Annotated in this window: 25 protein-coding genes, 1 tRNA gene and 1 riboswitch; of the genes, 6 read left to right on the forward strand and 20 right to left on the reverse strand. The window is 62.0% G+C overall.

Translation table 11 applies throughout. From position 1 onward, the window contains the following. Positions 1-6 precede the first annotated feature (6 nt). The 3 genes from AC07SU_RS16810 (at position 7) to AC07SU_RS16820 (ending at position 2,389) form a co-directional block, all read left to right on the forward strand. The gene (locus AC07SU_RS16810; protein WP_494997663.1) at positions 7-921 is read left to right on the forward strand and encodes a LysR family transcriptional regulator; all 915 of its coding nucleotides are present in this window, start codon (positions 7-9) and stop codon (positions 919-921) included. Between the two features lie 178 nt (positions 922-1,099). Then, entirely contained in the window at positions 1,100-1,741 is a 642-nt protein-coding gene (locus AC07SU_RS16815) for a LysE family translocator (protein ID WP_176999214.1), read from the forward strand. A gap of 120 nt (positions 1,742-1,861) precedes the next feature. Then, positions 1,862-2,389, forward strand: coding sequence for a DUF4142 domain-containing protein (locus AC07SU_RS16820; RefSeq protein WP_016975135.1), 528 nt, complete (start codon positions 1,862-1,864; stop codon positions 2,387-2,389). Between the two features lie 54 nt (positions 2,390-2,443). On the opposite strand, the gene AC07SU_RS16825 is transcribed toward AC07SU_RS16820, so the two are convergent. From AC07SU_RS16825 to AC07SU_RS16845, 5 genes are all read right to left on the reverse strand, one after another. Further along, the gene (locus tag AC07SU_RS16825; protein WP_176999213.1) at positions 2,444-2,869 is read right to left on the reverse strand and encodes a low affinity iron permease family protein; all 426 of its coding nucleotides are present in this window, start codon (positions 2,867-2,869) and stop codon (positions 2,444-2,446) included. 89 nt (positions 2,870-2,958) lie between these two features. Further along, on the reverse strand, positions 2,959-3,459 hold the full coding sequence (locus AC07SU_RS16830) for a methylated-DNA--[protein]-cysteine S-methyltransferase (RefSeq protein WP_176999212.1): 501 nt from the start codon (positions 3,457-3,459) through the stop codon (positions 2,959-2,961). Positions 3,460-3,546: 87 nt separating this feature from the next. Next, a complete protein-coding gene (locus AC07SU_RS16835; protein ID WP_176999211.1) occupies positions 3,547-3,957 on the reverse strand; it encodes a type II toxin-antitoxin system HicB family antitoxin in 411 nt (136 codons plus the stop codon). A 22-nt stretch (positions 3,958-3,979) separates the two neighbouring features. After that, entirely contained in the window at positions 3,980-4,162 is a 183-nt protein-coding gene (locus AC07SU_RS16840; protein WP_003189411.1) for a type II toxin-antitoxin system HicA family toxin, read from the reverse strand. Between the two features lie 168 nt (positions 4,163-4,330). Continuing rightward, positions 4,331-5,224: a LysR family transcriptional regulator gene (locus AC07SU_RS16845; protein ID WP_176999210.1), complete on the reverse strand. Its 894-nt coding sequence runs from the start codon at positions 5,222-5,224 to the stop codon at positions 4,331-4,333. A 95-nt stretch (positions 5,225-5,319) separates the two neighbouring features. On the opposite strand from AC07SU_RS16845, the gene AC07SU_RS16850 reads away from it, so the two are divergent. Next, entirely contained in the window at positions 5,320-6,483 is a 1,164-nt protein-coding gene (locus AC07SU_RS16850; protein WP_494997664.1) for an MFS transporter, read from the forward strand. Beyond that, positions 6,480-7,664 carry an MFS transporter gene (locus tag AC07SU_RS16855; RefSeq protein ID WP_494997665.1) on the forward strand — a complete coding sequence of 395 codons (1,185 nt, stop codon included), beginning with the start codon at positions 6,480-6,482 and terminating at the stop codon, positions 7,662-7,664. The genes AC07SU_RS16850 and AC07SU_RS16855 overlap by 4 nt, the downstream gene beginning before the upstream one ends. On the opposite strand, the gene AC07SU_RS16860 is transcribed toward AC07SU_RS16855, so the two are convergent. The 14 genes from AC07SU_RS16860 to AC07SU_RS16925 form a co-directional block, all read right to left on the reverse strand. After that, the gene (locus tag AC07SU_RS16860) at positions 7,652-7,957 is read right to left on the reverse strand and encodes an addiction module antidote protein (protein ID WP_494997666.1); all 306 of its coding nucleotides are present in this window, start codon (positions 7,955-7,957) and stop codon (positions 7,652-7,654) included. The two genes, AC07SU_RS16855 and AC07SU_RS16860, sit on opposite strands and share 13 nt — an antisense overlap. A 2-nt stretch (positions 7,958-7,959) precedes the next feature. Next, positions 7,960-8,253 carry a type II toxin-antitoxin system RelE/ParE family toxin gene (locus tag AC07SU_RS16865; protein ID WP_494997667.1) on the reverse strand — a complete coding sequence of 98 codons (294 nt, stop codon included), beginning with the start codon at positions 8,251-8,253 and terminating at the stop codon, positions 7,960-7,962. A 273-nt stretch (positions 8,254-8,526) separates the two neighbouring features. Further along, entirely contained in the window at positions 8,527-8,832 is a 306-nt protein-coding gene (locus AC07SU_RS16870) for a DUF6482 family protein (RefSeq protein ID WP_494997668.1), read from the reverse strand. 23 nt (positions 8,833-8,855) lie between these two features. Beyond that, positions 8,856-9,380, reverse strand: coding sequence for a DUF3833 domain-containing protein (locus AC07SU_RS16875; RefSeq protein WP_494997669.1), 525 nt, complete (start codon positions 9,378-9,380; stop codon positions 8,856-8,858). 195 nt (positions 9,381-9,575) lie between these two features. Next, positions 9,576-9,649 (reverse strand) — tRNA-Gly (locus AC07SU_RS16880). 205 nt (positions 9,650-9,854) lie between these two features. Beyond that, positions 9,855-10,739 carry an alpha/beta fold hydrolase gene (locus AC07SU_RS16885; protein ID WP_494997670.1) on the reverse strand — a complete coding sequence of 295 codons (885 nt, stop codon included), beginning with the start codon at positions 10,737-10,739 and terminating at the stop codon, positions 9,855-9,857. 304 nt (positions 10,740-11,043) lie between these two features. Continuing rightward, on the reverse strand, positions 11,044-11,736 hold the full coding sequence (locus AC07SU_RS16890; protein ID WP_494997671.1) for a 16S rRNA pseudouridine(516) synthase: 693 nt from the start codon (positions 11,734-11,736) through the stop codon (positions 11,044-11,046). Beyond that, a complete protein-coding gene (locus AC07SU_RS16895; RefSeq protein ID WP_176999203.1) occupies positions 11,736-11,948 on the reverse strand; it encodes a cysteine-rich CWC family protein in 213 nt (70 codons plus the stop codon). The genes AC07SU_RS16890 and AC07SU_RS16895 overlap by 1 nt, the downstream gene beginning before the upstream one ends. Before the next feature lie 47 nt (positions 11,949-11,995). Then, positions 11,996-15,589, reverse strand: a complete 3,594-nt coding sequence (gene uca / locus AC07SU_RS16900) for an urea carboxylase (protein ID WP_494997672.1) — start codon at positions 15,587-15,589, stop codon at positions 11,996-11,998. Positions 15,590-15,848: 259 nt separating this feature from the next. Beyond that, the gene (locus tag AC07SU_RS16905) at positions 15,849-16,478 is read right to left on the reverse strand and encodes an urea amidolyase associated protein UAAP2 (protein WP_494997673.1); all 630 of its coding nucleotides are present in this window, start codon (positions 16,476-16,478) and stop codon (positions 15,849-15,851) included. Positions 16,479-16,487: 9 nt separating this feature from the next. Beyond that, complete coding sequence (locus tag AC07SU_RS16910) at positions 16,488-17,213, reverse strand: urea amidolyase associated protein UAAP1 (protein ID WP_494997674.1); 726 nt, start codon at positions 17,211-17,213, stop codon at positions 16,488-16,490. Continuing rightward, a complete protein-coding gene (locus AC07SU_RS16915; RefSeq protein WP_494997675.1) occupies positions 17,210-17,974 on the reverse strand; it encodes an ABC transporter ATP-binding protein in 765 nt (254 codons plus the stop codon). Before AC07SU_RS16915 ends, AC07SU_RS16910 begins: the two co-directional genes overlap by 4 nt. Continuing rightward, positions 17,971-18,786, reverse strand: a complete 816-nt coding sequence (locus tag AC07SU_RS16920) for an ABC transporter permease (protein WP_494997676.1) — start codon at positions 18,784-18,786, stop codon at positions 17,971-17,973. Before AC07SU_RS16920 ends, AC07SU_RS16915 begins: the two co-directional genes overlap by 4 nt. A 12-nt stretch (positions 18,787-18,798) precedes the next feature. Then, on the reverse strand, positions 18,799-19,866 hold the full coding sequence (locus AC07SU_RS16925) for a putative urea ABC transporter substrate-binding protein (protein ID WP_494997677.1): 1,068 nt from the start codon (positions 19,864-19,866) through the stop codon (positions 18,799-18,801). 60 nt (positions 19,867-19,926) lie between these two features. Continuing rightward, positions 19,927-20,028, reverse strand: a riboswitch (guanidine-I (ykkC/yxkD leader). Positions 20,029-20,341: 313 nt separating this feature from the next. Between AC07SU_RS16925 and AC07SU_RS16930 the strand changes: the two genes are divergently transcribed. Further along, positions 20,342-20,704, forward strand: coding sequence for a hypothetical protein (locus AC07SU_RS16930; protein ID WP_176999196.1), 363 nt, complete (start codon positions 20,342-20,344; stop codon positions 20,702-20,704). Here the strand turns inward: AC07SU_RS16930 and dspII are convergent. Continuing rightward, the gene (dspII, locus tag AC07SU_RS16935) at positions 20,701-21,813 is read right to left on the reverse strand and encodes an enoyl-CoA hydratase/isomerase DspII (protein ID WP_494997678.1); all 1,113 of its coding nucleotides are present in this window, start codon (positions 21,811-21,813) and stop codon (positions 20,701-20,703) included. The two genes, AC07SU_RS16930 and dspII, sit on opposite strands and share 4 nt — an antisense overlap. Positions 21,814-21,878: the final 65 nt, after the last annotated feature.

A 21,878-nucleotide genomic window follows, 5' to 3' on the forward strand; every position in this document is an offset into this window, starting at 1 on the left:
GTGAGCATGCAGCTGATGAATGATCTGCGTCGCATCGACCTCAACCTGCTGGTGATCCTCGACGCGTTGCTGACTGAGCAACATGTCACCCGCGCGGCCGAGCGTTTACACCTGAGCCAGCCGGCCGTGAGCCATGCGCTGGCGCGCTTGAGGGACTTGCTGGGCGACCCGCTGCTGGTCCGCCAGGGCGGCAGCCTGGTGCCCACGGCCCGTGCCTTGGAGCTGGCAAACCCACTGGCCGAGGCGTTGGCGCAGGTGCAGGCGCTGCTGGCGCCGAACCGGTTTGATCCGGCGTCGGCCAAGCGCCGGTTTCGGGTGGCCATGTCGGACTACAGCGCGGCGATTTTCCTGCCTGGCCTAGTGCGTACCTTGCGCCGCGAAGCACCGGGTATCGACTTGCAGATTGTCCAGGCCAGCCGTGAAGGCATGGTCGATGGCGTGCTCAATGGCGACCTTGATTTGGCCGCCGGGGTGTTCCCCGACATGCCCGCCGAATTACGCACCACGCCCTTGTTCGAAGAGCACTACACCTGCCTGGTGGACCGCAGCAGCCTGCCGGAGGACGGCTCGCTGGAGTTGGCCACTTACCTGTCGCGGCCCCATGTACTGCTGGAAATGCGCGGCAGCGGCACGCCGGAAATCGAGCGCGCCCTGAGCGCCATTCGTGAGCGGCGACATGTGGCAATCAGCCTGCCGCATTGGGGGGTGGCGCCCCAGTTGATCCAGGGCACGGACCTGATCTTGACGGTGTCGTCCCGGGGCTTGCTCAGCATCGATCACCCGGCGCTGGTGAGCGTGCCGCCGCCGTTTCATATTCCTTCGTTTGCCGTTGAACTGGCGTGGCATGCGCGGCGGGGCGGGGATTCGGGGTTGCAATGGTTGATCGAGCAGGTGCAAGGCGTCTTGTCTTACACCCCCTAACTGTAGGAGCTGGCTTGCCAGCGATTGCGCCGGGTCAGCTTGCCCACGTATTGCCTGACAGTCCCCAATCGCCGGCAAGCCGGCTCCTACAGGAGGGCGGGGTTTTTTTCAGGATTGCGCTCCTCGGCAGAACGTGCAGAATCCCATCACCTTCCAACCGTTTGTTTGAGTCGCGCCCATGACCCCATCCTTGCTGCTCGCCGTCCTTGCTTCGGGTTTTATCTACGGTATTACACCCGGCCCGGGAGTACTGGCCGTATTCGGTATTGGCGCCGCTCGTGGCCGTCGTGCCGGTGCGGGTTTTCTGTGCGGGCACTTGCTGGGGGATGTGGTGTGGTGCAGTACGGCGCTGATCGCCATTGTTGGCGCGCGGGAAGTCGGCAGCAGTGCGTTTGATGTGCTGGGCGTACTCAGTGGCCTGTACCTGTTCTGGCTCGGCTGGCGCGCGATCCGCACCCAGCGTCGCAGCAGCGATGCGCCCCAGGGGGCGGCCCGCCATCCGTTCTGGCACGGCATTCTGTTTGGCCTGACCAACCCCAAGGCTTACCCGGTGGCAGTGGCAACCTTCACGGCATTGCTGTCCAGCCGCGCCGAATTGTTGACCTGGGCGATGCTGCCTTCGCTAATCTTCCTGAGCTTTGTCGGCGGTCTGCTGGCCTACGCCATCCTCATCGGCGTAGTCGGTGCCCAGCGCGTGCGCACGGTGTACCAGCGTCATGAAATCCTGATCACCAAGCTCTGCGGCGTGATGTTCATCGGTTTCGCCATCAATGCCCTGGCACACGCGTTGCCGGGCCTGTTTGGCAGTAAACCGGCCTGATAGACCGACGACCGTTCGTCGCACTGGCGAGTTTTTTCTAAACCTTTGCCGCCCTGAAAATTCGAATTCAGGGCGGGGCGTATTCTCCCCGCACTTATTTTTGCCCTGGAGGAACCCATCATGAGCCGCATGGCTATCCGGTTACGCACCGCCAGTTTCGCGATGCTGCTGGGCCTCGGCGCCAGCAATGCTTTCGCCCAGTCGCCTGCCGAATTCATCGAGCAGGCTTCGGCCAAAGGTATGGCCGATATCGAAACCAGTCGCATGGCCCACGCCAAAACCTCGTCCCAGGAAATCAAGGACTACACCATCGAGGTGATCAACGAACGCACCCTGGCCAACCAGCATTTGGCCGCGATCGCCAAGAAGCTCGACTTGCCTGTGGCGCCCCGGGAAAAGATCGTCGACAAGGCCGAGACTTTGATGCCTGAACTCAAGGACGGTGATTCCTTCGATGCCGCCTACACTGCCCAGCAGGTCAAGGAAAACGAAGACGCCATCGCTCTGTTCAAACAGGAAGGCGCGGCGTCGGATGTGCCCGAAATAAAAGCACTGGTGGATGAGACGCTGCCCAAGCTGGAAGAGCGTCTGCAAAAAGCCCGTGCCCTCGCGTCGACCTATGGCAAAGGTCATCAAGGCGACGGTTGATCACATCACCTGACAAAAAAACGGCGGTTAGAGTCCTCTCCAACCGCCGTTTTTTTACGCCTGGTTCAAATCGGTTTTGCTCGGCGCCGCATCATCGGCAGCCTGCCCGCAACTGCTGTTGAGGTTCACGGTGCCGGTGTTGCCGATGCTGCGGTATTCCTGGCGCAGTTTTTCCAGCTCCTTGCGGTCCAGGCCGTCCAGGCTCAACACGGCATTCTGTGCATCCTTGGAGACCCGCAGCAGCTCGTCGATCTTGATGTGCAGGATGTCGTTGTCGCGGTTCTGCGTGTTCTGGATCAGGAACACCATCAGGAAGGTGATGATGGTGGTCGAGGTGTTGATGATCAGCTGCCACGTGTCGTTGTAATGGAAATACGGCCCGCTCAGGCTCCACGCCAGAATCAACACCACCGCCGCGTAGAACGTGCGGGGGCTGCCTGCCCAGCGGGACAGGGATTGCGACACTGCGGAGAATTTCATGACCGTGATTCCTTGAACAAGGGGGTGATGAAAGTATGGACCGCAGGGTCGTTCTGAAATTTCTTTTTACATTTGGGTCGGAGGGTTTCTCAGAACGCCCAGCGCGCCTGGCCTGTACCTTCCAGCGCGAGTAGATATTGCTTGGCTTCCAGCCCTCCGGCAAAACCGGTGAGTTCGCCTGAAGCGCCGATGACCCGATGGCAGGGCGCGATGATCGAGATGGGGTTGCGCCCATTGGCCGCCCCGACCGCACGCACGGCCTTCGGGTTGCCGATCTGCCGGGCGATGTCGCTGTAGCTGCGGGTTTCGCCGAAGGGAATGGTCAACAACGCCTGCCAGACCTGCTTCTGAAAATCGGTGCCGGTGAAGTCCAGTTCGAGTTCGAAATGGTTGCGCGTGCCGGCAAAATACTCCTTCAACTGACGCTGGGTTTCCAGCAGCACCGGGCTGTCATTGGCTTCGTGCAAATCCCCCAGGCGCACGCGGTTGGGCCGGTCTTTTTCCCACAGGATGGCGTTGAGTTTGCCGTCGCGTGCCACCAGGGTGAGCTGGCCGACGGGGGAGGGCATGAGCGTGTAGTGGAATAGCATGGTCGGGCTCCTGGGTGAGGTGTCGTTGCAGTCTAGGGCGACGGGCACGTCGGCAAACTACGTTTCTTGCGGTTGAATTCGGCCCGGTCAGTTGGCCTGCTGGAGCACCTTGAGCGCAGCCGAAGCGAGGAAGCCCGAGCGGCTTTTTTCTTCGGGGTGGTGCAGTACATATTCATCAATGCGGTTGAGCAGATAACCCGGCAGCGTGATGTTGAGCTTCTGTGCCTTGCCCAGGTACTTGGTGACATCAATGTCTACGACAGCCCAAGTGCATCCCGCGTATTGCGGGTTGGCGGCATGCAAGGTGACTTTTTGCGCGGTGGGAATCGGTGCGCCATCTTCGGCAAGGATTTCGAAGTGCCCTTCGATTGCTTCGCGAGCCATGGCCATGGCGTCGTCCAGGTCGTCACCCGCCGAGTAGCAGCCAGGGATGTCCGGTACTTCCACGCCCCATGCGTGGTCGTCGTCGCCGGTTGAAATTGCGATGGGGTAAAGCATGTCTGTTGTCCTCCAGGGACGCTCAACTCAATAGCGCCTGTTTCAAAATACTCTTGGCGGTCTTGTCCAGCAGGTCCTTCTTTGGATGAGGGATCGTCACCAGCCCCGGTTTTGTCGGGTGCTTGAAGTGGTGATGACTGCCTCGTATGCGCACCAAATACCAGCCGTCTGCAACGATGTGACCTATCAAATATCGGCTATCCACAACACCTCCTTGTGGTGTGTGTTGGTGGTGACTATAACCACTGAAATTAATTTATCAACACTCTACCTACCGGCGGTCGATGGCCCGTATTTCGGTAGGGGGTCAATGCAGTGTATGAGCGCGCAGGAATGGCGCCGGAAAGAGGTATTGCGAGGTTTTTCGAAGGTATTAGCGGATGTGTAAGGCGTCGGTGATCACGTTGAGAAACGCATCGACTAACACACTTTTAGTCTTGGCAGGCGTCAGCACCAACAACTGCGCACACGCATCCACCTCCACCAACGGCCTGTATGTCACGCCCTTGTTCATCAAGCTCTGCGTACAGGCCGGCACCAGTGCCACGCCTTGCTCAGCCGCCACCAGCGCAATGATCGAGGTGATCTGCCGCCCGGTCGGCCCTGGGTGCAGGGGCTGGCCGTGATGGCGGTAAAGCTGTTCGATGGACTGGTTCAGCCCAGAGCCATAATCGGCAGGAAACAGGATCAAGGGATAGGCACTGAGTTGCGCCAGGCTGACTGCATCAAGATCGGCCAGCGGGCTGTCCTTGGACACTGCCGCTACCAGGCGTTCCTCACCCAGGGACAACGCCTGGACCTCGTCGCCCTGGGGCAGCAGGCGGCTCAAGCCAATGTCCAATCGGCCATCTGCGACCTGAGCACCCAGGCTGCCGGATGCGCACTCCACCAGGGTCAGTTGCACGTCCGGGAAGCGCTGGGCAAACGCCTGGATGGCGTGGCTGAACAGGTCCGACAAGGCGATCGAGCTGACATAGCCCAACGCCAACTGCCCGGCTGTGCCTGCCGCGAGCTTGCCGGCGATCACCTGCGCCAGCTCCACTTGCTCCAGCACACCGCGCGCGTAGGGCAGAAATGATCGGCCTTGCGCGGTGAGGGTCACCGTGCGGCTGGTGCGATCAAACAGTTTGAAACCCAGCTCGGTTTCCAGCGCGGAAATCTGTCGCGTCAGCGGCGGCTGGGCGAGGTGCAGGCGAAGGGCGGCGCGGCCGAAGTGCAATTCTTCGGCGACCGTCAGAAAGTACCGCAGCTTGCGTAGGTCGAGCATCCTGGCCCCAGGGTATTGATCGGTCCGAATTCGGTATTGGTTCAGCACCTGCCCGCCATTCTATAAAGACCTCACAAAATAAAACGAGGGGTTTCATGAAACTGCACCTGCATTGTGCCCGCCTGGCCCTGTTCCTCTGTGGCTGCGCGGCGTTTCTCAACCTCTATGCCACCCAGAGCATCCTCCAAGTGTTTGCCGCGCAGTTTGATATCGGCGCCAGGGCGGCGGGGTGGAGCATTACCGTCACCACCTTGGCCGTGGCGATCACCGCGCCCTTTGTCAGCTGCCTGACCGGCCGTTTCGAGCAGCGAACGGTGATCAGCGTGGCGGCGTTGCTGCTGGCGGTGCCAGCGCTGATGACCGCCAATGCCGACAGCTTTTCCGAAGTGCTGGTGTGGCGATTTGTCGAAGGCATGCTGATTCCGATGGTGTTTGCCACCAGCGTGGCTTACATCGGCGACCGCTGGCGCGGCGGCACTGTGACGGAGGTCACCAGCCTGTATGTGGCGGGCACCGTATTGGGTGGGTTTGCCGGGCGTTTCGTGACCGGCGTGATGACCGAATACGTGGGCTGGCGCGAGGCTTTTGAATTGCTGGCAGTGCTGAGCCTGATGGTGGGCGGGTTCATTCAGTTCCTGCTGCCGCCCAGTCGTTCTCGGCCTGTGCAGGTCAACGCGTCGGTTTCGAGTGTTTTTCGCAGGCCGCTGTTGGCTGCCTATGCCGTCGGTTTTTGCGTGCTGTTCTCCCAAGTTGCCGCCTTTACCTACGCAGGTCTGTACCTTGGCCTACCGCCGTTCAACCTGGGGCCTGCCGCATTGGGCACGCTTTACATGGTGTTCTTGCTGGCGCTGATCGTGATCCCCATCGCCGGCCGTCTCAGCAAGGCCCGGCCCCATGCTGAACTGCTGAGCATCGCCGCCGTGCTGGGCGTCGTCGGCTCAGCCCTGACCCTGGCGCCATCCTTGTGGTGCATCGTGTTGGGCCTGGCCCTCAGTTCGACCGGTGTGTTCCTGGCGCAGGCGGCGGCGAATGCCTTTACCACCGCCACTGCGCGCGACAACAAGGCCGGCGCGGTGGGCGTGTACCTGACCTGCTATTACCTGGGCGGCAGTTGCGGCGCCATCGTCCCGGCATTGATCTGGGAACGTTGGGGCTGGGCGGGCTGCGTGGTGCTGATAATCACCTTTCAACTGTTGACCCTGCTGATCGCCCTGACCGGCTGGAAGCCCCCCAAATCTGAACCGATCCCAACACCATGACCCTGACTGCCCGCGAAATAATCACCCGCCGTCGCCACCTGGTCGCCAGCTGCGGCGCCCATGCCGTGCACGATGGTCTCACCGATGTGATCTACGTGTTGTTGCCGATCTGGCAAGCGCAGTTCGCCTTGTCCTACGCTCAGATCGGGCTATTACGCGGCGCCTATTCCGGGATGATGGCGGTGTTCCAACTGATGGCAAGCCGAGCCGCCAGGCGCTGGGGCCGCGTACCGTTGCTGGTGGGCGGGACTGCGCTGGCCGGGGTTGCCTACTTGCTCGTTGGGCAAGCTACGGGACTGGTCATGCTGCTCCTGGCGTTGCTGTTGGGCGGCCTGGGCGCCAGTACCCAACATCCACTGGCTTCCTCGATGATCACCGATGCCTACGAAGACGGCGGGGGCGTGAAGCAGGCCTTGTCCCAGTACAACTTTTCCGGCGATATCGGCAAGACCTTGGTGCCCGGCCTGGTTGGCCTGCTGCTGACGGTGATCAGTTGGCGCGCCAGCGCCACGTTGCTGGGCGTGCTGGGGCTCGCATCGGCCGGGTTACTGTGGTGGTTGATTCCCCGTCAGCCGCGCATCGCCACAGCCCCGGTGGCCGCCAAGCTTCATGCCGGAGCCGGCTCTGTTACGGGCCTGCGGGCCTTGATCGTTCTGGGCACCCTCGACAGCGCAGTGCGCATGGGCTTCCTCACGTTCTTGCCGTTCCTGTTGCAAACCAAAGGCGCTGGCACCGCCGGCATCGGCCTGGCCCTGACCCTGCTGTTTATCGGCGGTGCGTTCGGCAAGTTGTTCTGTGGTTACCTGGGCGCGCGCATCGGCATGATGAGGACCGTGTGGCTGACGGAAACCAGCACGGCCGCGCTGATCGTTATGGCGGTGTACCTGCCGCTGGAGGGCTTGATGCTGATGCTGCCGCTGCTCGGCCTGGTGCTCAATGGCACGTCTTCGGTGCTGTACGGCGCCGTGCCCGACCTGGCCGGCGCGGGTAAGCGGGAGCAGGCGTTTGCGCTGTTCTACACCGGCACCATCGGCGGCGGAGCGCTGGCGCCGGTGGTGTTTGGTGGCGTGGGGGATGCGCTGGGCGTGCCGGTGGCGGTGATGGTGTTGGCGGGGGTGTTGTCGGTGACGTTGCCGTTGGCGTGGGTGGTGCAGCAGGGTTGCACCTCTCAAGAGGGTTGATGGGTGCAATGACCAGGCCGAGCCAATAGGTCAATGCCGAGTGAGTGAAGCACCTTGAGCACCGTTTCAAAGCGAGGTTTCGCGCCAGGGGCAAATGCCTTGTACAAACTCTCGCGGCCCACGCCCGCGTCTGTAGCGATTTTCGTCATTCCACGGGCCTTGGCCACGTATCCGATGGCTCGAAGAAACTCTTCGTTGTCGCCGTCTGCAAGCACCTGAGAGAGGTATTCGCTGATCGCTTCGTCACTGTCGAGCAGTGCAGCCATATCAAATGTCGTCAGTGTTTGAGTCATTATCACACCTCTTTTGCTAATTTCTTTGCTCGCCGGATATCGGCATCTTGTGAAGATTTATCGCCGCCTGCCAGCAATATGACGATCTCCCCGCCTCGCAAGGTGAAATACACGCGATAGCCCACACCCACGTCTATCCGCATTTCTGAAATACCGCCACCCATCGTCTTGATATCGCCCAGGTTACCCCGACTGGCTCTTTCGATACGCCGAGCAATGGCGATTTTTGCTCGCAGGTCGCGTATCGCTGAGTGCCAGTGCGTGAACGTTTGTGTTTGCTGGATCAAATAGTTCAAAGAGCCTCACAGGAATTCAATGTATCCATATGGATACGAGCTGGCAAGAGAAATGACTGTGTCGAAGGCGGGGGAGAATGATGCGAGGGGCGTGTCGGTTTCAAACGTTCTTCAGGGGTTTCCTATTGCCAAAAGTTGCAGTAGGAACGGGAGAGTTGGAGCGTTTTAAAGTCTTGCGCCAACACCTAGGAAGCGATCGCCGGCGCGGGCCCTATGACCGGCGAGTTTGTCGAAAACCTGCCCAACTAGCGTCGCTAACTGACTGCAGCGCATCTAAAGGGGCGACGTCAGCGAAAACGGAATGCGCATTGCACCGATGGGCCCTTCACGTGTACCGCACATTTCGTCGTGCACACAGTGCTGCACCAGCACACAGGGAAACGGCGGCACCCGTTTCAACAGGCCGCGCAAATGTGTGGTGGAGCCAATACGCAGTGGCTTGGCATCATCGTCCATCAGTGTCGCCTCGGCATGCTCCAGCCTGACACGCGCAATGTAGAAACCTCCCTCGAGAGACAGCAGTTCCAATTCGCGTATCTCACCGTTCACGGCCAGTTCGGTCAGCCTATGCAGATTCATGATTCACCTTCGCTGTGGGTCACTTATTGGCGACGAAAGAACAGCGTGACCTGGCCCCATTCGACGCCGAACTTGGTCATGCTGGAACGGTTGATCAAGGTGTCGTCGTCCATCAAATACATCCAGTCATCAAAGCTGACTTCGTAGACCGAGCCGTCCACTGGCAGGTTCAGCCGGTAGCGCCAACGCAGTGCGTTACCCGACACTTCACCCAGCGCCTCGCCGACCACATCACCGGCACGCCCTCGCCAGCGTCCCGGGCCATCCGGCGTCAGCGTCCACACCCGTTGCTGGCGCGTGCCATCGCTGTACAGGAAGCGTTCGTCAAGAATCAACGCGTTGCCTTCGCGGCGGCTGGCAATGGTGACCTCAAAGCGTTTGGCCACTTCCCCCGAGCGCTTCTGGAAAATCCCCCACGCCTTGACGGGCTTGCTGAAGAAACGCACCAGGTCCAATTGCGGCTGCTGGTCTGCGTAGTGCTCCACCCCTACGTTGCCGCAACTGCTCACACTCAATACCAACAACAATGAAACCAATAGACGTGTCATTGCCCGGCTCCGTGTTCACGCGCGGCGAAGCGCCAACGCCAATCTTGATACTTGTACAGAAATTTTGATTTGTACAGGTTTTGCATGGCGAATAGCCGATACATCAAATCGCGCCCATAAAAAAACCGGCCACCAAGGACCGGTTTTTTACGCATCCTCCGTCAAGATCAATCTGACAGAGGCGCACTATCTGAGTGGAGCGGGTAGAGGGAATCGAACCCTCGTCGGAAGCTTGGGAAGCTACTGTTCTACCATTAAACTATACCCGCTCAGAGCGGCTGACTTTGTACCAGATGTTTGCCTGGATTTGAAGTTTTTCTTCAAAAATGTGTGGGTTACAGGTGCAGAGGCTGACTTGTCTGCGATACCGGCACTTCTGTGTGTCAGTCACACTTCGGTGATGCTATCGCAGGCAAGCCAGCTCCCACATGAGCCCAGTTCCTGCATAACCAGGTAACTCTCCGATACTGCATTTCAGATTGCAAAGGCATGCTGCGTCTGGCCCTGGTGGTAGCGCAAGCGACTGACCGGGCGCTGTTGTTTCAGGAAACCAACGACTGCGTCCCGGCTGTCCCGGCACGCCGCCTTGTGCTCCATGTCCAGGAAATGCCCGGTGGCCTGGATGGTGCTGAAGCTGCTGTTGGTCACATGCTGGCCAAACAGCTTGGCGTCCTGGGCGCTGGTGTACTCGTCCCATTCACCGTTCAGGAACAGCACCGGGATGTCGATCTGCTTGGCCGCCCTGAGGTAGCACAGGCGATCGCTGTTGAGCACGTGGCTGATGTGAAAGTGCATCTGCCCATACTCATGCTCGGCCAGGCTGCTCACGTGCTTGTAGTTGAACCGCTTGAACAGCGACGGCAGGTGTTTGCCGATGGTGCTGTTGACCAGGTGCCCGACGCGGTCGCGGTCGAGGTTGCCGAGGTAGTCGACCCCACGCTCCAGGTAGTCGCGCATGGGCGCGTTGATCACTGGGGAGAACGAACTGATCACCGCCTTCTCGACACGACGCGGCCGGTGGGCGAGGGCGACCAGGGTGGCGGCGCCGCCCCAGGAAAATGACAGCACGTGTTCAGCGGCGAAGTGGTCGATGAGTTCCAGCAAAATCTGGCCTTCGACTTCCTTCGTCAGCATCTGCTCATGACGGTTATGGATCTTGGAGCGGCCAGCGTAGGGCTGGTCGTACAAAACCACATTGAACTGCGGGTACAGGCTTTTCACGGTTTGGGCGAAGGATGCCGTGGTGGCCATCGAGCCGTTGACCAGGATGATGGTCTTTTCAGCAGCGTCCGCGCGATAGAACTCCGTGTAAACCCGATACTGACCCTGTATATCCAACACAGCGATTTCTGGCCTCATGTCGTAAGACTCCTGGCAAGCGGGTAGGGCGCGCAGATCACTCTGCACGAGCTTTGTGACAGGTAGGCATACGCCTGGAAAAGGTGGGCCCATGTCGATCCGATGACGGCTGGCCGACGGGTGTTGTTATGGCGGGCTGTTTGCCTGAGAGGCCCGTAGATCAAGCGCGGGCGTGGCAAGGTGTCTCTTGGAGGTTATGGGTGACTCGCCAGTCATCATTTGGCTGACGGTTTGATTCAAGCAGCAGACCCGGGATGTCGCAAGTCACACAAATGGGTTTTTGCCATCACCGGCCGAACGGTCATCAGACCTGTCGGATTTCGTCGTCGGTCAGTGCCCGGTACTCGCCTGGCGCCAGGGCGGCGTCCAGTTCCAGCGGCCCCATGCGCTCACGGTGCAGGCCGATCACCTTGTTATCAAAGTGCCCGAACATGCGCTTCACCTGGTGATACCTGCCTTCGATAATGCTAAGCCGCGCTGTGGTCGGCCCCAGCACCTCCAGCTCGGCGGGCTGGGTGGTGAGGTCTTCGAAGGCGAAATACAGGCCTTTGACGAATGTCTCAGCGTACTCGGCGCCGATGGTCTGTTCGGTCTCGACGAGGTAGACCTTGGGCAGCTTGGTCTGGGGCTGGGTCAGGCGGCGCGACCATTGGCCGTCATTGGTGATGACCATCAGACCGGTGGTGTTGAAATCCAGACGACCGGCAATGTGCAGCTCATCCTTATCCGGCTCATCGAGCCAATCCAGCACCGTCGGGTGTTGCGGGTCCGACGTGGCGCTCACACAGCCCTGGGGTTTATGCAGCATGAAATACCGCGCTGGCTTACCCGCCTGCAGCACTTCATCGCCCACGCACACCCGGCTGAATGCCCGCACCTCATGGTGAGGATCGCTGACCACTGCGCCATCCACCGTCACCCGCCGTTCCACCAACAACAGACGCACTTGCTTGCGATTGAAACGCGGCAGATTGCTGAGGAACCGATCAACGCGCATTACGAGCGCTCGGCCCCACGTAACTGTGCGTCCACCTGGGCACAGCGCGGGCACAGGCACGCTTTATTGCGCAGTTCGTCGGGCAACGCTTCAAGCACCGCAGGGTCGATGGTGACGCTGTAGCACCAGCACGCCTGGTCGGCCGTGCGTGGGTCGGCCAGGGTGCAATCGTTGCGGGCGCCGCAGGCCGGGCAGAGGGTTGGCGTGGTCATGGGGGTATCGTGCAGGACGGTTCAGAGCCTGCACGATACAGCGCCGGTCAGTCCCGTTCCAGTACCACGACCCGTTGGCCGGCGCCGATGCCACTGCCCGGTTGCACCGGGATTTCCCGTACCACGCCGGCAAACGGCGCCAGCACCGGGATCTCCATTTTCATCGACTCCAGAATCACCAGCACATCCCCCGCCGACACGCGCTCACCTGTCACCACCTGAACCTGCCAGAGGTTGCCCGCGATAGGGCTGTCGATGCTGTGCTCGTTGGCCTGCAACGGTGTGTCCGCAGCCTGCGGTGCCGCCAGTTCCTCGCTGTCGAAATGCGCCTGGCCGCTGGCGATCCAGCGTTCGCGCTCGGCGTTGAACGCCTGCTGCTGTTGCGCGCGAAACGCGTCGATGCCCGAGGCTTCGCACGCCAAAAAGGCCTGGTAATCCGCCAGGTTCAACTGGCTCTGCTCGATAGTCAGGTCATAGCGCCCCAGCGGGAAGTCGCGACGAATGCGCAGCAACTCCTCAGCACTCACCGGGTAAAACCGGATCTGGTCAAAGAAGCGCAACAACCACGGCTTGCCGTCGAACGCCGCCACTTCTCGATAGCGGTTCCACATCTGCAAGGTGCGCCCGACAAACTGGTAACCCCCCGGGCCTTCCATGCCATACACACACAAATAGGCGCCGCCGATGCCCACCGAGTTTTCCGCCGTCCAGGTGCGCGCCGGGTTGTACTTGGTGGTCACCAAACGATGGCGCGGATCCAGCGGCGTGGCCACGGGCGCGCCGAGGTAAACGTCGCCCAGGCCCATCACCAGGTAGCTGGCATCGAACACCGTGTGGCGCACTTCATCGAGATTGGCCAGGTCATTGATGCGGCGGATGAACTCCAGGTTGCTCGGGCACCACGGCGCATCCTTGCGCACGGTGGTCATGTATTTTTCGATGGCCAGCTGGCACGCCGGGTCGTCCCACGACAGTGGCAGGTGCACGATGCGCGACGGCACCTGCAGGTTTTGCGTGGCGCACACGGCGGTCCATTCGCTGGCGATTAGCGTGAGCAACTCGGCCAGGGGCAGTTGCTCGGGTTGGTAGTGGATTTGCAGCGAGCGGATGCCGGGCGTCAGGTCGATCACGCCATGCAGGGCACGGGCTTCCAGCGCTTGCATCAAGGCATGGGCGCGAAAGCGCAGCACCAGGTCCAGTTCGGGCGCGCCGATTTCCAGCAGCAGGTGCGTGTCGCCGGCGAGGCGCGCGACCAGGCGAGTGCTGCCTTCACCCCTATCGAGCACCACAGGAGACCTGTAGGAGCCCGGCTTGCCGGCGATGGCGCCCTTGAGCATGTCATCGCCGGCAAGCCGGCTCCTACAGGTGGTCCATTCCAGGGCGAGGTGGCGGGCGGTGGGTAGATCGACCGGCTCGAAGCGGATTTTATCGCCGGCCTTGAGCTGGCCCAGTTGCCATAAGTCCGCCTCGATCACCGTGACCGGGCACACGAAGCCGCCCAGGCTTGGGCCATCCGGCCCGAGGATCACCGGCATGTCCCCGGTGAAATCCACCGCGCCGATGGCGTAGGGGTTGTCATGGATGTTCGACGGGTGCAGGCCGGCCTCACCACCATCCGTGCGTGCCCACAATGGCTTGGGCCCAATCAACCGCACGCCGGTGCGGCTGGAGTTGAAATGCACTTCCCATTGAGTGGCGAAGAAGGTGTCGATGTACGCGGGCAGGAAGTATTCCGGCGCGCCGTGGGGGCCGTAAATCACCCGGATCGTGCGCACGTCTGCCAAGGGCTCGGGGACGATCTGTTGCCCGGCACTGGTGTCTTGCAACGGCAGCAGGTGCAACACGTCACCGGCCCGCAACGCGCGCCCGCCGTGCCCACCAAACTGGCCGAGGGTGAAGGTGCTCTTGCTGCCCAGGTAGTCCGGCACCTGCAACCCGCCGCGCAGGCACAGGTAGCTGCGCGCACCGGCACCGGCAATCGTGCCGAGGCTCAACACCGACCCGGCCGGGATCAGCAATGCGGTGTTCATCGGCACCGCTTGATCATCCAGCAACAACGGGATTTCAGCCCCGGTAACGGCTACCACCGCCGCGCAATTGAAGCGCAGCAGTGGCCCGCTCATGGTGACCTCCAGCGCGGCGGCGCCTTCGCTGTTGCCCAGCAGGCGGTTGCCCAGGCGCAGTGCGCGGCTGTCCATCGGCCCCGATGGCGGCACGCCCACGGCCCAGTAACCGAGACGACCGGGGTAGTCCTGCACGCTGGTCTGGGTACCGGCGCTGAGTACCTCGAACGTGTCGGCGGTGTAGACCAAACCTTCCAGGCAACGTGTCCATGGCCGGCCACTGGCGAAGGGCGCCGCGAGCAGGATCTGGCGCAGGTAGTCGCGGTTGGTTTCCACGCCGTACAGCTGGCTGTCGTTGAGTGCCTGATGCAGGGCCAGGCGCGCCTGTTCGCGAGTGGGCGCCCAGGTGATGAGCTTGGCGATCATCGGATCGAAGTAGGGCGGGATCTCGCAACCGGCCTCGACCCAGGTGTCGATTCGCAAACCCTCGGCCACCGGGAAATCCACCTGGGTCAACAAGCCAGGGCTGGGCTGGAAATCCCGGCCGGGGTCTTCCGCGTATAGGCGTGCCTGAATGGCATGGCCCTGAGGCGTTAACTCCAACTCACTCAGCGGCGGCATTTCTCCCGCCGCCAGTTGCACCATCCAGCGCACCAGGTCCACGCCCCACACCTGTTCGGTGACGCCATGTTCCACTTGCAGGCGCGTGTTCACTTCGAGGAAATAGAAGCGACCGTCGGCGCTGTCGAAGATAAATTCCACGGTGCCGGCACTGCGGTAGTTCACGGCTTTTGCCAGGGTGATGGCGGCCGCGCACAAGGCGTCTGCCATGCCGTCAGGCAAGTTCGGTGCCGGGGTTTCTTCGAGGACTTTCTGGTTGCGCCGCTGCACCGAACAGTCGCGCACGCCAAGGGCGACCACCTCGCCGGCGCCATCGCCGAATACCTGCACCTCCAGGTGGCGTGCGTGCTCGATGTACTTCTCGATAAACACACCGGCATCGCTGAAGTTGTTCTGCCCCAGACGCTTGACCGCTTCGAAGGACTCACTCAATTCCATTGCACTGCGGCATACGCGCATGCCAATCCCGCCACCGCCGGCGGTGCTCTTGAGCATCACCGGGTAGCCCACGTTGTCGGCGGCCAGCAAGGCGGCTTCAAGGCTGTCCAGCAGTTCGGTGCCTTCCAGCAGCGGGATCTGATGCCTCTTGGCCAAGGCCCGCGCCGTGTGCTTGAGGCCGAACACACGCAGTTGCTCCGGTGTTGGACCGATGAAGGCAATGCCGGCGTTTTCACAGGCTTCGGCGAACGCCGCGTTTTCCGAAAGAAACCCGTAGCCCGGATGAATTGCCCGGGCACCCGTGGCCTTGGCGGTGGCGAGGATTTTCTCCACCGCCAGGTAAGTGTTCGCCGCCGCGCCTTCACCAAGGCTATAGGCTTCGTCGGCCTGCTGGATATGCAGGCTGGCCGCGTCGGCTTCGGCATACACGGCGACGCCTGTGACGTGCAGCTCGCGCAAGGTGCGCAGGATGCGGCAGGCAATGGCGCCACGGTTGGCGATCAAGACTTTTTCGAACATGGCAAAACCCTGCGGGCCGTCCCGCACAATGGGGCAAGCGCCCACGGTCGTCCGTGGCGCAAATCTATGGAGTCAATGTGGGGCCAATGTGGGAGCTGGCTTGCCTGCGATAGCGGTTTATCAGCCACCTGATTGGTTGGCTGGCATACCGCAATCGCAGGCAAGCCAGCTCCCACATTTGAACCTCATGGCCTACGCAGGCACTGCCCGGCGCGGGCCTGGCACAGGGTGAACAGCCATTGGCGCAGTTGCTTTACTCTCAGTTCCATACCAGCAGCTCCGCAGGGGTGGGGTTGTACGCATTGCACGGGTTGTTCAGTTGCGGGCAGTTGGAGATCAGCACGATCACGTCCATTTCCGCACGCAGGTCGACGTACTTGCCGGGGGCGGAAATCCCGTCTTCGAAGGTCAGCCCGCCGTCGGCCGTCACCGGCACATTCATGAAGAAATTGATGTTCGGCCCGATGTCGCCTTTACCCAGCCGGCCATCGTGGGCGCAGGCGCGCAGGTAGTTGTCGCGGCAGCTGTGCATGTAGCGTTTTTCCAGGGCGTAGCGCACCGTGTTGCTCTCCTGGGCGCAGGCGCCGCCGAGGGTGTCGTGGCGCCCGCAGGTGTCGTCGACGATGGTCAGCATCGGCTGGCCGAGGTTGGAATACAGCACGCTGCCGGTGCCCAGGTACACGCTGTTCTGCCGACGCAACGTGCGTTGCACGTCGTAGCGTTCGCGCGGGTTCTTGAGGCTGTAGAACAGCGTGTCGACGGCCTGGTTGCCTTCCAGGTCGAGGATGCGCAGGGTCTGCCCGGCCTTGACCTCCATCAGCCAGGGTTCACCGGCGGGAATGGTGGCGCGGTACACGGCCGCATCCGCTTGTTTGATTGCGATAGACATGGCAGCTCCTCAGGCGAACAGACGGTTGGTGTTGATAAAGCCGCGCTCGTTTTCCGGGCGCGAGGTGCGGCAGTGTTCGGCGACGCTGGGGTCGGCGTTCATCCAACTGAGTTTCAGCGGTTGGGGCGCGTAGTCGGGGTTGGGGTCCATCGGGTGTTGCAGGGCGGTGAGCACCACCAGGGTGTCCATCGGCGCATAGAGTTCGATGCAGTCGCCGGCTTTTGAATTACCCGGCACGAAATGCAAACCGCCCTCGCTGTCCACGTTGACGCGACTGAACAGGTTGAGGGTCATCAGCAGGTCGGATAGCCCCAGGCCCCATTTGCCCAGCTCCACCAGCAGGTTGTCGGTGCCGTTGCGAAAGAAGCCGTTGCGCAGTTCCTGATAGCGGCCCTGGCCGTACTTTTCGGCGACTTCGGCGGCGCAGAGCACGCCGCCAATGCTGTCACTCCAGCCGCAGGTGTCGGCGGTAATGGCAGCCAGCACGCGGCCCATGTCCGAGTACAGGCAGTGGCCCGCGGTGAGCTTGGCGGTGTGTTGGCATTTGAGGCTGTCGGGCAGGTTCAGGCGCTCGGTTTTTTCGTTGGCGTTGAGCAACGTCAGGCTGACGTTGGCGCCACCGCGCAGGTCGGTCAGGCGCAACAGTTGGCCGCGCTTGAGCACGAAGGAACGGTGGCCGCCACCGGGGAGCATTTCCTCGGCGAAGGGGGTGAACAGGTGGGTGGATTCGGTCATTTGGAAGTCGCTCCAAGTTCAGCGGCGAGCGCCTTGCGGCGGTCGCTGTTCAAAGGGATGTCGTAGGTGATGCGGGCGCCATAGGCGCCGGGGGCGTGGGGGTCGACGCGGACCTTGTCGAATACCAGCAGGCGGGTGCCCAGGCTGAAACCTTCGCTGAGGTCGTGGGTGACCATGAACACGGTCAGTCGGGTTTCGCGCCACAGTTCCAGCAGCAACTGGTGCATGTCTTTGCGAATGCCCGGGTCGAGCGCGCCGAAGGGTTCGTCCAGCAGCAAGACGCGGGGCTTCATGATCAGTGCCTGGGCGATCGCCAGGCGCTGTTGCATGCCCCCGGAGAGTTGCGCCGGGTACTTGTCGAACGCATGGCCGAGGCCGACTTTTTGCAGCAGGATGGCGGCCTGTTCGCGGGCGTCTTTCTTGGCCTTGCCCAATAGCCGGCCAAGGAAGCGTGAGCGCGGCAGTTCAAGGCCCAGGGCAACGTTGTCGAGCACGCGCAAGTGCGGGAACACCGAGTAGCGCTGGAACACCACGCCACGGCTGGCGTCCGGCTCGGCGGCGAGGGCTTTGCCGTCGAGCAGGATCTGGCCCTTGCTCGCGGTTTCCTGGCCGAGCAGCAGGCGCAGGAAGGTGGACTTGCCACACCCGGAGGTGCCGACCAAGGTGCAGAACTCGCCTTCGCTGACGTGCAGGTTGAGCCCTTCGAGCACCACCTGGTCGCCATAGCGCTGCCACACATTGTTGACGCTGATAAAGCTCATGGCCGCGCTCCTTCGTACCAGGGAAACGCACGTCGGGTCAGGGCCTTGAGGCCCCAGTCCATCAGCCAGGCGAGCAGGGTGATCCACACCACGTAGGGCAAGATCACGTCCATCGCCAGGTAGCGGCGCACCAGGAAGATCCGGTAGCCCAAACCGTCGGTGGAAGCGATGGCCTCGGCCGCAATCAGGAACAACCACGCCGAGCCCAGCATCAGCCGCAGCGAGATCAGCAGGCGCGGCAACAGTTGCGGCAAGACCACACGCAGCATCAGGGTCCAGGTGGAGGCGCCGAGGGTCTGCGCCTTCACCAGCAGCTCGACGGGAATTTCCCGTGCGCGCTGTTCCAGGTCGCGGGCCAGCGCCGGGGTGATGCCGATCACGATCAGCATCACTTTGGACAACTCCCCCAGCCCGAACACGATGAACAGAATCGGCAGGATCGCCAGCGGCGGCACCATCGACAACACCGTCAGCAACGGTGACAGCGGCGCGCCGAACAGCGGCAAGGTGCCGGCCGCAATGCCCAGGCACAGGCCAGCGAGGGCGCTGATGCCCAGGCCAATGCCCAGGCGGCGCAGGCTTGACGCGCTGTCTTGCCACAGCACGTATTCACCGGTGCGCGCGTCGGCACTGAATGCCAGGCGTTTTATGGCGTCGCCCATTTGCACGGCGCTGGGCAGCAGCTTGTCGTTGGGGTTGTCCGCCAGTCGCTCGGCCGAGCCCACGAAGTAGGCGAACAGCAGCAGGGCGAACGGCAGCAGCACCAACAACAGGCGGCTGGAGCGTTCCGGGTGACGGTTGATCAGGCGCATGGCCGGGTCCTCTTACAGCGTGCCGTCGGCCGCCATTTGCACGTAGCGGGGGTCGAAATGCAGCTTGAGGTTGGCGGTGTCGCCGCTGGTCACGCCGTTGGCAAAGCTCATGCCCACCGCGCTGGTGTCCTTGGCGCCTTCGCCGAGCAGGCCGTGTTCAAAGGAGAACTCGGCGACCTTGCGCATGGTGGCCGGCAGTTGCGCGCTGGTGGCAAACGCCAGGGCTTCCTTGGGCGTGGCGAACAGCTTGGTGGTGTCCAGTTGCGCCTGGAACCCCTTGAGGTCGGTGCCGGAGGCCTTGGCCATATGTTCGAGGGCTTCGGTGCTGGCGGCGCCTTTGGTGTTCATCAGCGCGACGGTTTCAAACCAGGCGCCGGTGAGGGCCTTGCCCAGGGCCGGGTTGTCCTTCAGGACCTGGGTGTTGACCACCATCATGTCCATGATTTCGCCAGGCACTTTGCTGGAGTCGAACACCTGGGTGACACCGGGCTTGGCCTTGATCTCGGAGAGCATCGGGTTCCAGGTGGTCACGGCTTGCACCTGATCGGTGTTGAAGGCGGCGGCAATGTCGGCGTCGGAGGTGTTGACCACCTTCAGGTCTTTTTCCGTGAGGTCAGCCGACTCCAGGGCGCGGGCCAGCAGGTAGTGGGACACGGAGAGTTCCACCAGGTTGACGTTCATGCCCTTGAGGTCGGCCACGGTCTTGCCGGTGCCCTTGATCACCACGCCATCGTTGCCGTTGGAAAAGTCGCTGACCACCAGTGCGGTGCTGTCCACACCGCCTGCGGCGGGAATGGTCAGCGCATCCATGTTGGTCATGGTGCAGCCGTCGAACTGGCCGGCGGTGTACTGGTTGATGGATTCGACGTAGTCATTGAGCTGCACCATGTCGATCTTGATGCCGTACTTCTTGGCCCACTTGTCGAGGATGCCCTGGCTGCCGGCATACTCCCACGGCATCCAACCGGCGTAGATGGTCCAGCACACGCTGAAGTGGTCTTTGGGGGCCGCTTGGGTTTGAACACTCAGCACGGCGGCAAACGCGGCGGCGAGCAAGGCGGGTAAACGCAGTGAGGGCATGGGGCTTCTCCAGTTGATCAAGGGCGAGCAGGAGCAACGCGGCACCGTGAACGGTGGCTTGTCTCCCGGGCTTTTATCCCGCCGTGTAACCTCAACTGGAGGTCGCCAACTCTCGGACCAGCCACTCGCTGTTGGCGAGCCGGAACCCTAGTCGGCCATTGCAAATTGTGGTGCCGCGAACCTGTTTTCAATCCTGCACATTCCGGACAAAGCGAGAGTCGTGCCAAGTGGCAGGCGCACCTGTAGATCGCGGGTTTGCGCGATACACGAGAACAGGCAGGGCAGGCTGGTGCGTTGTGCTGGTGCGCTGACGCACTGAGTTGAAGCATCCGTTTCGTCTGAAACAGATGTTTCAATCTGTGTCGGAAACGCACCAGATTCGGTTTTTGATGTCAGATATTTCGTCATTCAGTGAAAGACGAATGCCGCCCTCCAGCGTCGCTGGAGGTGCTCTTCCGCGGTCCAGGAGGCCGCCATGTATCGACGATTGCTTCTCAGCGCTTTACTCGGTCTGACCCTTTCTGCGTGTGTGCCCTATTACGAGGGCGGCCAGAGCTATTACCGTTCCGAGGTCTACACCGCACCGGCGCCAGCGTATTACTACGGCGGCGGCACGGCGTATCAATACGGGCGCAGTTACTACCCGGCGCCGCGTTACTACGCGCCGCAACCGCGCTATTACTCGGCACCGCGCTACTACCAACCGGCACCGCGCTATTACCCACGGCCCGATTACCGGCCCTACCCGAACCAGGGCTGGGGCAACCGTTGGGGTAATGGTGGTGGTCACAACGGCGGCGGTGGGCATGGCGGCCATGGCGGGCATGGAGGCCGCTAAACGTCGGACAAGTCCGCCAGTGGGTGCCGGCCTTCCCAGGCCTTGTGGAAGTGCGCGTGCACCACGGCGTCGGGAATCGCGTTGATGTCCGGCCAATGCCAGTGAGGTTTCTGGTCTTTATCGATCAAGCGTGCCCGCACGCCCTCGGCGAATTCCGGATGGCGGCAGCAGTTGAGGCTCAAGGTGTATTCCATCTGGAACACCTGGGCCAACGACAGGTGGCGGGCGCGCTGGATCTGTTCCCACACCAGGTGCGCGGTCAGCGGGCAGCCCTCGCTCAAGGTGGTGCCGGCACGCTTGAACAGTGGGTCGGCGTGATCTCGCAGCAGGCTCAAGGCCCGCCAAGCGCAGCGCACATCGCCCACGTCCAGCCATTCGTCGATCTGTGCCCGGCGCGGTAGCCACTGGGCTTCGGGTTGCTGGCCGACCGCTTCCTGGGCCAGGGCCTTGAGCAGGCTGTTGAGCTGCATCGCGGTCTGTTCCTGCCAGTTCAGTTGCAGCAAGCCTTCGATCAGTTCGTCTTGCTGGTCATCGCGCAGGAAGCGGTCGGCCAGGCCCAGGTCCAAGGCATCACGGCCATTGATATGGGCGCCGGTCAGGCCGAGGAACAGACCGAGCTTGCCGGGCAGGCGTGACAGAAACCAGCTGGCGCCCACGTCCGGGTACAGGCCGATGCTGATCTCCGGCATCGCCAGGCGGCTGGTCGGCGTGACGATGCGCACCGCCGCACTCTGCAACAAGCCCATGCCACCGCCCAACACGTAGCCGTGGCCCCAGCAGATCACGGGCTTGGGGTAGGTGTGCAAGCGGTAGTCGAGGCGGTACTCCGCAGCAAAGAACTGTGCGGCCAACGCCGGCACTTCACCAGGCTGTTCACGGCAGGCCAGGGCCAGGCTGCGCACTTCGCCACCGGCGCAAAACGCCTTGGCGCCATTGCCGCGCAACAGCACACAGACAATGTTGGGGTCTTTGGCCCAGGCGTCCAGGCGTTCGCCCAGCGCCAGGATCATCGGCAGGGACAAGGCATTCAGGGATTTTTCAGCGTCCAGGCTGGCGATGCCCAGGCGGGCACCGTCGCTGCCGGTCAGCTCTTCGAAGTGCAGGTTCATCATGACCTCATTCGGGGGAGTGAAGGTTCAGTATGCTCGCATCCCAGGAAAGTGCCGCAGGTGTG

The organism is Pseudomonas sp. GW821-FHT05H12, from assembly GCF_059419385.1.